This window comes from Mesorhizobium yinganensis, from assembly GCF_040081985.1.
Classification (GTDB): domain Bacteria; phylum Pseudomonadota; class Alphaproteobacteria; order Rhizobiales; family Rhizobiaceae; genus Kumtagia; species Kumtagia yinganensis.
The window spans coordinates 349657-361633 of sequence record NZ_JBEBMH010000002.1 but is presented as its reverse complement, the minus strand read 5'-3'; the positions used below and the strand labels follow the sequence as shown (position 1 = coordinate 361633).

At 63.0% G+C, this 11977-nt stretch carries 12 protein-coding genes; 7 read left to right on the top strand and 5 right to left on the bottom strand.

The annotated features are described in order from the left end of the window. The first annotated feature begins 91 nt into the window (after positions 1-91). Positions 92-817, top strand: coding sequence for a polysaccharide deacetylase family protein (locus ABMA59_RS05275; RefSeq protein ID WP_425475865.1), 726 nt, complete (start codon positions 92-94; stop codon positions 815-817). 194 nt (positions 818-1011) lie between these two features. On the opposite strand, the gene ABMA59_RS05270 is transcribed toward ABMA59_RS05275, so the two are convergent. Both ABMA59_RS05270 and ABMA59_RS05265 read right to left on the bottom strand, forming a co-directional pair. Next, positions 1012-1389, bottom strand: coding sequence for a DUF427 domain-containing protein (locus tag ABMA59_RS05270; RefSeq protein WP_349004258.1), 378 nt, complete (start codon positions 1387-1389; stop codon positions 1012-1014). 115 nt (positions 1390-1504) lie between these two features. Then, positions 1505-1861, bottom strand: a complete 357-nt coding sequence (locus ABMA59_RS05265; RefSeq protein ID WP_349004257.1) for a hypothetical protein — start codon at positions 1859-1861, stop codon at positions 1505-1507. A 191-nt stretch (positions 1862-2052) separates the two neighbouring features. Between ABMA59_RS05265 and ABMA59_RS05260 the strand changes: the two genes are divergently transcribed. Continuing rightward, entirely contained in the window at positions 2053-3690 is a 1638-nt protein-coding gene (locus ABMA59_RS05260) for a fatty-acid--CoA ligase (protein ID WP_349004256.1), read from the top strand. A gap of 84 nt (positions 3691-3774) precedes the next feature. Beyond that, the gene (locus tag ABMA59_RS05255; RefSeq protein ID WP_349004255.1) at positions 3775-4569 is read left to right on the top strand and encodes a DUF1499 domain-containing protein; all 795 of its coding nucleotides are present in this window, start codon (positions 3775-3777) and stop codon (positions 4567-4569) included. Positions 4570-4576: 7 nt separating this feature from the next. Here the strand turns inward: ABMA59_RS05255 and ABMA59_RS05250 are convergent, their stop codons facing one another. After that, positions 4577-5482 carry an MBL fold metallo-hydrolase gene (locus ABMA59_RS05250; protein ID WP_349004644.1) on the bottom strand — a complete coding sequence of 302 codons (906 nt, stop codon included), beginning with the start codon at positions 5480-5482 and terminating at the stop codon, positions 4577-4579. Positions 5483-5635: 153 nt separating this feature from the next. On the opposite strand from ABMA59_RS05250, the gene ABMA59_RS05245 reads away from it, so the two are divergent. Then, positions 5636-6235 (top strand): biotin transporter BioY, encoded by a 600-nt coding sequence (locus ABMA59_RS05245; RefSeq protein WP_349004254.1) that lies wholly within the window; start codon positions 5636-5638, stop codon positions 6233-6235. Between the two features lie 34 nt (positions 6236-6269). Here ABMA59_RS05245 and ABMA59_RS05240 read toward each other — a convergent pair whose 3' ends face one another. Both ABMA59_RS05240 and ABMA59_RS05235 read right to left on the bottom strand, forming a co-directional pair. After that, the gene (locus tag ABMA59_RS05240; protein WP_349004253.1) at positions 6270-6698 is read right to left on the bottom strand and encodes a helix-turn-helix domain-containing protein; all 429 of its coding nucleotides are present in this window, start codon (positions 6696-6698) and stop codon (positions 6270-6272) included. Further along, positions 6698-6991 carry a type II toxin-antitoxin system HigB family toxin gene (locus ABMA59_RS05235; RefSeq protein WP_349004252.1) on the bottom strand — a complete coding sequence of 98 codons (294 nt, stop codon included), beginning with the start codon at positions 6989-6991 and terminating at the stop codon, positions 6698-6700. Before ABMA59_RS05235 ends, ABMA59_RS05240 begins: the two co-directional genes overlap by 1 nt. 142 nt (positions 6992-7133) lie before the next feature. Here ABMA59_RS05235 and ABMA59_RS05230 point away from each other — a divergent pair, with 142 nt between their 5' ends. From ABMA59_RS05230 to cysN, 3 genes are all read left to right on the top strand, one after another. Continuing rightward, entirely contained in the window at positions 7134-8774 is a 1641-nt protein-coding gene (locus ABMA59_RS05230; RefSeq protein WP_349004251.1) for an FAD-dependent monooxygenase, read from the top strand. A gap of 259 nt (positions 8775-9033) precedes the next feature. Beyond that, positions 9034-9939: a sulfate adenylyltransferase subunit CysD gene (gene cysD / locus ABMA59_RS05225; protein WP_349004250.1), complete on the top strand. Its 906-nt coding sequence runs from the start codon at positions 9034-9036 to the stop codon at positions 9937-9939. 3 nt (positions 9940-9942) lie between these two features. Then, positions 9943-11883 (top strand): sulfate adenylyltransferase subunit CysN, encoded by a 1941-nt coding sequence (gene cysN, locus ABMA59_RS05220; protein ID WP_349004249.1) that lies wholly within the window; start codon positions 9943-9945, stop codon positions 11881-11883. Positions 11884-11977 lie beyond the last annotated feature (94 nt).

The following is an 11977-nucleotide window of genomic DNA, read 5'->3' as shown; positions in this document are numbered from 1 at the left end:
GCGTCGCAAATTTTCTTGATCATCATCGGTCACGAATAAGCCGCGATATGGCCGTCTGACCCTATCTGAACACGGCTGGGCCTAAGTATTCATGAACCCGTTGCGCAACATGCTCGTCGCCATTCTTTTTCTTCCGACGCTTTTTGACGCGGCATCGGCGGGCCAATTGGTCGAACCGACGCTGCATCTGAAGAAGTCCGCGGGCGGAGGAACGCGCGTCGCGCTGACGCTGGATGCCTGCGGCGGGCACACCGACAGCCGCATCCTGACGGCCCTGGTCGACAATAAGATTTCGGCGACCATTTTCGTCACCGGCCTTTGGCTGAAGCGCAATGCCGTGGCCTTCGCTATCATGCGGGCGCATCCCGACCTGTTTGAGATCGAGAATCACGGCGCGCGCCATGTTCCGGCCGTCGATGCGCCCGTTCATGTCTACGGCCTGAAGGCCGCGGGCAGCCTTGAAGCCGTGGATGCTGAAGTGCAAGGCGGCGCGGCCGCGATCGGAAAGGCCGGCGGCGATACCCCGCATTGGTTCCGTGGCGCCGCGGCCAAATACGACGCGACATCGCTGAAGGAAATCGAAGCTCTCGGATTCCGGGTTGCCGGCTTTTCGATCAACGCCGACGGCGGCTCGCTGCTGCCGGCGGCGACGACCGAGCGGCGCGTGGCGGCCGCCAAGGACGGCGACGTCATCATCGCACACATCAACCAGCCGACCCACGCCGCCGGCGCCGGGCTGGTGAAAGGTCTGCTGCAACTGAAGGCGCGCGGCGTGACTTTTGTTCGGCTTCAGGACGCCGACGAGATCGGCAGTTGAGGCGCGCCGCCGGGGGCTCCGACGGCGGTTGCGGATCGCGCGGCTAGGATTGGCGGTAGTCCCAATTTGCGTATGAGTAGCGCAACGAGCGTGATTCGCCGAATTCACCTGCGTTATAGGAAAGTGGAGCTTTTCCTATAACCGGAGTTTTTGCCTCGTGAAGCCTTCAGGTTTGGCGTCCGAATGGTCGGCTTTCATCCGGCTTTGATCTGCACCTTGTTCGGGTAGAACGCGCCGTGGTCCTTGATGGCAATCGTCTCATCATACGGCGCCTCATAGGCCCACATGGCGTTTTCGCCATTGTCACCCGCCGGCTTAACGCTCCAGTAGCTGGCGTCGCCCTTGTACGGGCAATGCGTCGAATGCGCGGTCTTTGAGAGTTTCCCGAAGTCGATATCTTCGAACGGGACATAGAGTACCGCCGGGTAGGGCGTTTCGCTGAGAACCTTGGCATGCGACGAGCGCGCGATCTCGACGCCGCCGGCGCCGACGGTGACGACGCCTTCATGCGGTTCGATGACTATGACCTTTGACGGATTCTTGGCGAAGCCCGGTGCCGGATTGGAACTCATCTCAAAATCCCTTCGATCTCGCGTCACGCAGCCGAACGCTTGATGTGGGGCATTTTCGGGGCGCCGCAAGGGTGGAATGGCAGGAGCGTGCAGGAACCAAGCAACCGTCGAGCGCCTAAGCCGCCGTTGCCAATGCCTCCGCTAGCCCGGCATACGACGCGGCAATGCCGGCGACCGGGCTCTTGCTGTTGGCGGCCTGCTCGACTCGCAACTGGCCGCCCGCGACCGGCAGGGAGAGAATCAGGAAATGACGGGTGTCGCCATTGCCGACCAAGGCTGCCGCGACGTGCTCGGCGTCACCCTCCGCGTCGATCCGCATCTTGAACAGCATGGTTCCGTCGACGCCACCCAACGCCTCCGTCACGATTTCCTCGAACCGCTCCTCGCTAACGGCCGGCGCGTCCTCCGCCGTCGCCGGCGTTTCCTCATTCACCGATTTGTCGAGTTTCTCGACGAGTTTCTGCGCGTCCATGACAAACCTCGCGCTCTGCCAACCGATCGTTTCGCCCACAAGCATGCTTGTCGCCGACATTGGCCGCAATGTGACGCGGGGCTCTGACACTGGGTGATGTCGTGCCTTTGGTATGGGGCGCCGTTCGGCCACTGGACATCGCGCCGGCTTCCACCCAAAACTTGCAGCAAGAACAAACGGGAGGAATTTCGATGCTCGGTCTCATGCAGCAGTGGCCTTTGCTCTGCCACAAAATCCTGGATTACGCCGCCGCCCAGCATGGGGAGCGCGAGATCGTGTCGCGCTCGGTCGAAGGTCCGATCGTTCGAACCAACTATGTGGAACTGCGCCGGCGTGCCTTGAGGGTCGCGCAGCGGCTGGAGCGCGACGGTTATGGCCTGGGCGACCGCATCGCGACGCTCGCCTGGAACACCGCCCGGCACCTCGAGGTCTGGTACGGCGCCATGGGCGTCGGCGCGATCTACCACACGCTCAACCCACGGCTTTTCCCGGATCAGATCGTCTGGATCATGAACCATGCCGAGGACCGCCTGCTGTTCGTCGACCTGACGTTCCTGCCGCTGGTCGAGAAACACTGCCCCGGCGTGAAATCGGCGAAAAAGGTGGTGGTGCTGACCGACCAGGCCCACATGCCGCAGACCACCTTGCCCAATGCCGTCGCCTATGAGGAATGGCTGGCGGAGGCCGACGGGGACTTCGCCTGGAAAAGCTTTGACGAAAACACCGCCGCCGGCATGTGTTACACCTCGGGGACCACCGGTAATCCCAAGGGCGTGATCTACAGCCATCGCTCGAATGTGCTGCATGCCATGATGGCCGCGATGCCGGACGCCATGGGCATTTCCACGCGCGACACCGTGCTGCCCGTGGTGCCGATGTTCCACGCAAACGCCTGGGGGCTGGCGCAGTCGTCGCCGATGGTCGGTGCCAAGATCGTCATGCCTGGCGGCAAGATGGATGGCGCCTCGATCTACGAACTGCTCGACACCGAAAAGGTCACCTTCACGGCGGCGGTGCCGACGGTGTGGCTGATGCTGCTCCAGCATCTTGAGGAGACCGGCAAGAAACTGCCTTATCTCAGAAAGGTTGTTATCGGCGGCTCGGCCTGCCCGCGCGCCATCACCGAAAAATTTCAGAAAAACTACGACGTCGAGGTCGTGCATGCCTGGGGTATGACCGAGATGTCGCCGCTCGGGTCCCTGTGTACCATGAAGCCGGAATATGACAATCTCGAAGGAGATGCACGCCTCGCGATCCAGCAGAAGCAGGGTTATGCGCCCTTCGGCGTCGAGATGAAGGTGACCGACGACGAGGACCGCGAGCATCCGTGGGATGGCAAGACGTTTGGGCGGCTGAAGGTGCGCGGCCCCGCGGTGGCCGCATCCTATTATGGCGGCGCCAGCCCCGAACAATTCGCCACCGACGGCTGGTTCGACACCGGCGACGTCGCCCATATCGACGCCCACGGCTACATGCAGATCACCGACCGCGCCAAGGACGTCATCAAGTCGGGCGGCGAGTGGATTTCGAGCATCGATCTCGAAAATCTCGCGGTCGGCCATCCCGACGTCGCCGAGGCGGCGGTCATCGGCGTGCGTCATTCCAAATGGGACGAGCGGCCGCTGCTGGTGATCGTCCGCAAGCCCGGGAGGGAGCCGGAAAAGGCGGACATCCTGTCATTCATGCAGGGCAAGATCGCCAAATGGTGGATGCCGGACGACGTCGCCTTCGTGTCCGAAATCCCGCACACCGCGAGCGGCAAGATCCAGAAAATGACCTTGCGCGAGCAGTTCAAGGATTATCGCCTGCCGACGGAAGCGGCGGTTTGATATTGGTTCGTGATGCCCCGTCGCGGACACGGTCGGGGCGACGGTCCTACCACGAAGACCTGACTTCTCGGCGGGCGTAGGGAGATGGCGGCTTATATCGAAAGACGCCGGACGCGGGCCGCCGGCTGGGCGCGCCGGCTCGGAGCTTTCTCGCTCGTCCTTTTGCTCACCGCAGGGGTGTCGCGCCGCTACGGCCTGCTGGAGCCCTCGGACTTTTTCCTTGTGGCGCGACTTGTGGCCGGTCTGGCGCTTCTTGCGTTGGCATGCGCGGCCTATGCCTTTTCGCGCTTCTGGAACGACAACGATCTCGGCGGACGGGATCTGAGCGTCGGTGCGATCCTGGCCCTGGCCGCGCTGATGCCATTCGCTGTCGTCTTCTGCCGGGCCATCGCCCTGCCGATTCCTGCCGACATCTCGACCGACACCGCCGATCCGCCCGCGCTCGTGGATTCGGCCGCCGGCGAGGAGGTCGGCGCCCAATCCGATGCGCTGGTTTCCGACGCGCCGTCCTCGACCCAAGCGGACATCGATCCGGCCATCCGCGGCCGCCGCTACGACCTGTCTGTCGACCAGATGGTCGAAGTGGCAAACGCGCTGGTGGCGCGGCAAGGCTGGATTGTCCGGACGGACGCGCGTCGCCAGACCGGGGAAAAGGAAATCACGATCGAAGCGCGGGCGGCGACACCCATCCTCGCCTTTCCCACCGACATAGCTGTTCGGGTCGCCGATGAGAGTGGTTCGGCCTATGTCGACATGCGCGCGGTGTCGCCCTACGGCGGCTACGACCTCGGCGACAATGCCGCGCTGGTCGCGGATTTCCTAGCCGAACTCGACACCGAGATCGCCCGGCGTCCGGAAGCAGTGCCGCCCTCGGAATAGGGCCGTTTCAGGCTGGCCTGAACTCGCCCTCCAGCGCCGGCGGGCCGTCGGTAAGGATCGCGCCGCGCGCAACGAGATCTTCGAGATGCGCCAGTACCGACATGCCGGCCGCGCCAAACAGCCTTGGGTCGGTGTCGCGATAGATCGCCGCGACGATGTCGGGAATGAGCCGGTCGCCCTGTGCGATGCGTTCGAGGATGGCGCGCTCCCGCATCTTGCGATGTGTCCGAAGGCCGCGGACGAAGGCCGGCGGGTTCCTGACCGGTCCACCGTGGCCGGGGAAATACAGGCTGTCGTCGCGCTCCAGCAGGCGGTCGAGGGAATTCATATAGTCCGGCATCGAGCCGTCGGGCGGCGCGACGATGGTGGTCGACCATGCCATGACATGATCCCCGGAAAAAAGGATGCCTGTCCCTTCGAGCGCGAAGGCGGCGTGGTTCGCGGCATGGCCGGGTGTGAGCACGGTGCGTAGCGCCCAGCCGTCGCCTTCGACGATTTCCCGGTCCGACAGTGCGTGGTCCGGGCGGAAATCGGCGTCGCCGGCCGCATCGAGCCGGTATTCCTCGCCGACATGAATCGCCCGCGCCGGCCGGTGCGGGCCTTCCGCGAGTACGGGCGCGCCGGTCGCTGCAACCAGCTGCCGCGCCAGCGGCGAGTGGTCACGATGTGAGTGGGTGACGAAGATATGGCTCACCGGCCGCCCGTCGATGGCCTTGAGCAGCGCGGCCAGATGCGAATCGTCGGCCGGGCCCGGATCGATGACCGCCAGGCTGCGTGTCCCGACGATATAGCTGTTGGTGCCGTGAAAGGTGAACGGACTGGAATTCGGTGCGGTCAGCCGGGATACGCCCGCCGCGATCTCGACCGCTTCGCCATGCTTCGGGTCGAACCGCATATCGAATTCCAATGCCATCATTCGTAGTTCCCCGACAAAAAGAGAGAACGCGATCAATTATGTCTGGCGTATCGCAGGTGCGAAAAACGGTTTGCCGCTTAACACGGAAGCCAATATACCGGAAGCCGACCGCTGGATGTCCGGCCGCCGATTTTGGAGATGGGGAAAACCATGGCAACTGCAGTAACCGCCGGCCCGCTTGTTTCGCTGGCGCTGCCCGAAAATCGCGCGATGCGCCTGGCGACGCAGATATTTCTGGCGGTGGCCGGAACGCTGCTGCTGACGGTTTCTGCCAAGACCAAGGTGGTGCTCGGCCCCGTCGACCTGTCGCTGCAGACGCTCGCGGTGTTCCTGATCGCCATCGCCTTCGGCCGCCGTCTCGCTGTCGCCACGCTGCTGCTTTATCTCGCCCAGGGCGCGCTTGGTTTTCCGGTCTTCCAGAGCACGCCGGAGAAGGGCATCGGTCTTGCCTATATGGTCGGCCCGACCGGCGGCTATCTCGCGGGCTTCGTGGTCATGGCGGCGATCGCCGGCTGGGCCGCCGACCGCGGATGGGACCGTAATCCGTTCAAGCTGTTCTCCGCGCTGCTCGTCGCCGAGATCGTCATGCTGGCGATGGGCTTTGGCTGGCTTGCCCATCTGATCGGCGCCGAAAAGGCCTGGCAGTTCGGCGTTGCGCCATTCATCGTGCCCGACCTGATCAAGGTCGCTCTCGCCTCCGCGATCGCCCCGGCCATCTGGTCGCTGCTGCCAGCCTCGCTCAAGCGCTGAGTGAGCCCGCCGGCCCGCCGCCGGCTCGAATTTCTCAAAGGCCCGCCTGGCGCGGGCCTTTTTGCGTTTCGACGCGCTCACGCTCGTCAACATCGAGATGGTATGGCTTCACCAGTTCGGCGGCCGGAAGCTTCCACGCGCGGGAAATCGCAAACACTTGCGCTACATTGAGTGCCCGCTTGCGGTTCATGATCTCCGACGCTCTCGATCTTGATCCGATGATCTCAGCCAACGCAGCCTGCTTCTTGCCGGTTCGCTCGATGTAGTCGGCAATCAGCGAGATAGGATCGAGAGCTTCGATCGGATAGTGTTTGTCCTCGTAAGCCTCAATCAGATCGGTCAGCATAACGAAACGGTCTGCATCGGGAGTACCAACAACAGGCTCGTTCTCGAAATATTTGGTCACCTCGGCGATCGCCCAGTCATAGTCTTCCTCAGTGCGGATCGGTCGTATGTTCTCCATCATACTGTCTCCGGGTCTATGCTGTCGTACTCGGCATGTGTGCCGACAAACTTGATGAGTAAGCTCTTGTAGGTATCGCTAACATGCGCGATGAGCCTGTAGTTGTTGCCGCCTATGTTGAAAATGACGCGGTCGTCGCCGATGAAATCAGCGGAACTGAAATCGTTGCGTATGTCCTGAGGGCTCCTCCATTCCGCAGCTCTTACGGCGACGAACCAATTCGACAGCGGAGCCTCGGCTTTCGGGTGCTTTTCCCAAGAAGCTATCAGCGTTCTCCGGCTTACGACCTGCATGACAAATATGTAGCGTGTTCCCATATGTGGAACAAGGGATGGATTCCAGTTTGTGGAACGTATCCGGTCGGTCACCAGTGGGTAATGCAAATGTGAAAGGCTCGGGAGACGTGAATGACCTGCAAACCGGGAGGGCGAAACATTGACGAAAGATATCGCGGAAAACGCCGTTCTTGTCGTGGGCGCCGGACCTGTCGGCCTCACAATGGCGTCCGAACTCGCCCGGCACGGATTGCGCTGCCGTCTGATCGATCGTGCGCCCAGCCCGCTTCCCTATTGCCGTGCCATCGGCGTGACGCCACGCACGCTTGAAGTCTGGGAGGATATGGGCGTCGCACGAAAAATGATCGAGCGGGGGCTGTGGCTGACCGGCATGCGTTCAGTCATTGCCGACCAGCCTGCCCAAGACATGGTGGCGCCGCCTCTCGGGCTGCCGTTCGAGCAACTTGGCTTGCCGCAATATGAGACCGAACGGGTGCTTACGGAGCATCTGCGCACCCTTGGAGTGGAGGTCGAGCGCGGCTCCGAACTCGCTGGGCTCGAACAGGATGACGACGGCGTCGGTGTGACGATCCGAACAGCCGACGGGTCTTTAGAAAGCGGGCTGTTCGCTTACGTCGTCGGCTGCGACGGAGCCCACAGCATCGTCCGCAAGGCCCTCGGCATCGGCTTCGAGGGCGAAGCCTATCCGTGGCCGTTCATGCTGGGCGACGTGCATATCGGCTGGGACCTGCCCTATGGCGTGGCGTTCCGCACGGTGCGTCCGGTCGAGGGCGGCCCGCCCGACATGTTCATTGCAATACCGCTGCCCGAACCGGGACGGTACAGGGTCTCGATGCTGGCGCCGCCCGCCCTCGTTCCTTCCGGCGGCACGGAACACGGCATCCAGGCTGAGATGAAAGGCCCGTCGCTTGCCGACCTGCAGGTCATCGCCGACGATCTCATTCCCGGCAAGCCGCGCCTCGCGGACCTTCGCTGGTCGTCGATCTTCCGCATCAGCATGCGGCTGGCGTCGCATTATCGCAGCGGCCGCGTCTTCATTGCCGGCGATGCCGCCCACATCCATCCGCCGACCGGAGGGCAGGGGATGAATACTGGCATCCAGGACGCCTACAATCTCGCCTGGAAGCTGGCACTGGTTGTCCGGGGCGTCGCCCGGGCGGAACTGCTCGACAGCTACGAGGCGGAACGCCGCCCAGTCGGCGCGGACGTGGTCAAGCGCACCCAGGCGGCGAGCGAGAATTATGGGCGCGAGCGCGGCAAGGCGCCGGACCGTCTCGCCGAGACGCAGATTCTCGTCTCCTATCGCGGCACGCCCTTTGTCGGCGACGAGAACCCTGTCGAGATGACCGGCCCCGCCGCCGGTGACCGCGCGCCAGACGTATTGGGATTGAGCCAGAATGGCCTTGGCTTTCCGCTGCGGCTTTTCGACGTTCTGCGAGGGACCGAACATGTTCTGCTGATTCAGTTGGCCGGTTCTGGCGCTTCAGACGAGTTGGACGAGGTTGTTTCTTTTGCGCGGGAGATGCAGCGGAAATGGTGCCCATTCATCCGGATAGCCGCAATTGTGCGTACGCCGCAGGCCGGGACGCCCTTGCTGACGGCTCTTCACGATCGTCAGGGCGGCTTTGCGAAAACCTATGGACACGAAGCCCGTGCCATCCTCGTACGGCCGGACGGCTACATAGGCTGGCGCGGGCCTTCGTGGCGTTCACCGGGCCTTGCCGGATATCTTGTCCAGGTTTTTTCCGGAACTGGCCTCGCTGCGTCAAACAAAAGTTGACCCGCCGCGTGCGGTGTTGCCCGACTGGAATTTGAGGGAAAGCGGCGGATAGTTATTCCGCCGAGGGTCCTCTCGAACCAGTTCTACTGGAATGACGTTCCAGACTTTCGCGCTTGACTGAAACTTCCACCCTCGATACGCCACCAATTTGGTAGGCATCCTCTTGAGAAGAAGCGCCTTTCTGCGAAACTGCCGACCAATCCGGAACTAAGGGCGGTCGCATGGCGAGGCGGTCCGTCCGTCTCGCAATTGGACCACCATGCTGGCAAAACTTTCCCATCTCGATCGGCTCGAAGCCGAGTCGATCCATATCTTTCGCGAGGTTGCCGCCACCTTCACCAAGCCGGTGATGCTTTATTCCGTGGGCAAAGATTCCTCCGTACTCATGCATCTGGCGGTAAAGGCGTTCTATCCGGCAAAACCGCCGTTCCCATTCCTGCATGTCGATACGACATGGAAGTTCCGAGAGATGATCGCCTTCCGAGACGAGATGGCGCGAAAGCTCGGCTTCGACCTTCTCGTCCATATCAACCAGGACGGCGTGCGCGACGGTATCGGGCCGTTCAGCCACGGCTCGAACACGCACACCCACATCATGAAGACGGTGGCGCTACGCCAGGCGCTCGACAAATACGGGTTCGATGCGGCCTTCGGCGGCGCGAGGCGCGACGAGGAGAAGAGCCGTGCCAAGGAGCGCATCTTCTCCTTCCGCAACGCGCAGCATGTCTGGGACCCGAAGCACCAGCGTCCGGAGATGTGGAGCATCTACAACACCCGCGTGGCCGCAGGCGAATCGATCCGCGTCTTCCCGCTGTCCAACTGGACCGAGGCCGACATCTGGCAATACATCCAGCGCGAGTCGATCCCGATCGTGCCGCTGTATTTCGCCAAGGAGCGGCCGGTGGTCGAGCGCGACGGCATGCTGATCCTCAGGGATGACGACCGTATGGAACTGCGCCCGGGCGAAAAGGTCGAGAACCGCATGGTGCGTTTCCGCACGCTCGGTTGTTACCCGCTGACCGGCGCCGTCGAATCGGATGCCGCCGACCTCGAGAGCATCGTCAGCGAAACGCTGGCCGCCGCCACCTCGGAGCGGCAGGGCCGCGCCATCGATCGCGACGAGGCGGGTTCGATGGAAAAGAAGAAGCGTGAAGGGTATTTCTGAAAAATGCGCCACTTGACTGCAGAGGCGCTGGTCGGCATGGCCGTCGAACCGGTTGTCCAACCCGTGAACAAGGACCAGAAATCGCTGCTGCGCTTCCTGACATGCGGTTCCGTGGACGACGGCAAGTCGACGCTTATCGGCCGGCTGCTTTCCGACACGCGCCAGATCTTCGAGGACCAGCTTGCAGCATTGGAACGCGACTCGCGCCGCCATGGCACGACGGGCAGTGAGGTCGATTTCGCGCTGCTGGTCGACGGGCTGGAGGCGGAGCGCGAGCAGGGTATCACCATCGACGTCGCATACCGCTTTTTCTCGACGCCGAAGCGCAAATTCATCGTCGCCGACACGCCTGGGCACGAGCAGTACACCCGTAACATGGCGACCGGTGCCTCGACCTCGGACCTTGCCATTGTGCTGATCGACGCCCGCCAGGGCGTGCTGAAACAGACCCGCCGGCATTCGATCATCGCTTCGCTGCTCGGCATTCGCCACCTGGTGCTGGCGATCAACAAGATCGATCTCGTCGGCTTCGACAGACAAGTGTTCGACAAGATCGTCGCCGATTACGCGGTGTTCGCGCGCGGGCTGGGTTTCTTAAGCGTGACGCCGGTGCCGATCTCGGCTCGCTACGGCGACAACGTCTCTGCTCGCTCCGAAAACACGCCGTGGTACGCTGGTCCGACGCTGCTCGAACATCTCGAGATGGTGGACGTGGAGGGTGCGTCCGCCGAAAAGCCGTTCCGTTTCCCCGTGCAATATGTGAACCGGCCGAACCTCGATTTCCGCGGCTTTGCAGGCACTGTCGCCTCGGGTTCGATTGCCGCAGGCGACGAGGTCGTGGTTGCCAAGTCCGGCCAGAAATCGCGTGTCCGCCGCATTGTCACAGCGGACGGCGACCTGAAGCGCGCCGTCGAGGGGCAGGCGGTCACGCTGCTGCTCACGGACGAGGTCGAGGTGTCGCGTGGCAACATTCTGGTCGCGCCGGATGCCCGGCCCGATGTTGCCGACCAGTTCGCCGCGACGCTGGTGTGGTTCGACGAGCAGGCGCTGCTCCCCGGCCGCTCCTACATCGTACGCACCGCCACTGACCAGGCGAGCGGCACGGTCACCGAACTCGAACATCGGCTGGACATCAACAGCCTGGCGCACCAGCCGGCGAAGTCGCTTGCCATGAACGAGGTGGGGGAGGTGAAGATCGCGCTGCAGACGCCGATCGCCTTCGACAGCTTTGCCACGAACCGCACCACCGGTGCCTTCATCCTGATCGACCGCATGACCAATGCGACGGCCGGCGCCGGCATGATCCTGCATCCGCTGCGGCGTGCCGGCAATATCCACTGGCAGTCGCTGGACGTAACCAAGAAGTCGCGTGCCGCCGCCAACAACCAAAGGCCGGCCGCACTTTGGCTTACCGGCCTCTCGGGCTCCGGCAAGTCGACCGTCGCCAACCTGCTGGAAAAGAAGCTGCACGCTGCGGGCCGCCACACCTACACCCTCGACGGCGACAACATTCGTCACGGGCTGAACCGCGACCTCGGCTTTTCCGACGCTGACCGCGTCGAAAACATCCGCCGGGTCGCCGAGGTGGCGAGGCTGATGGTCGATGCCGGGCTTGTGGTGATCGTCTCCTTCATTTCGCCGTTCCGTGCCGAGCGCGACATGGCGCGCAGCCTGTTGGGAGAAGGGGAGTTCGTCGAGATTTTCATCGACACGCCGCTGGAGGAATGCGCGCGCCGCGATCCCAAGGGGCTCTATGCAAAGGCCTTCGCCGGCGAGATCAAGAATTTCACCGGCATAGATTCACCCTATGAGCCGCCGGCCAAGCCGGAACTGCATCTGAAGACGGTCGGCCGCTCGCCGGAAGACATGGTCGAGGAGATCGAACGCTGGCTCGACCGCCGAGACGTAGCCGACACCCAGTTCGACGACGGCGGCGGAATTTAACGACGCGTTGGTCCGCGTGACCCGCACGCCATTGACGCCGTGTGGGGTGAGGATCATAGTCTTTGCAGTTGTGTCCGGTAGGCCTGCCACCGCA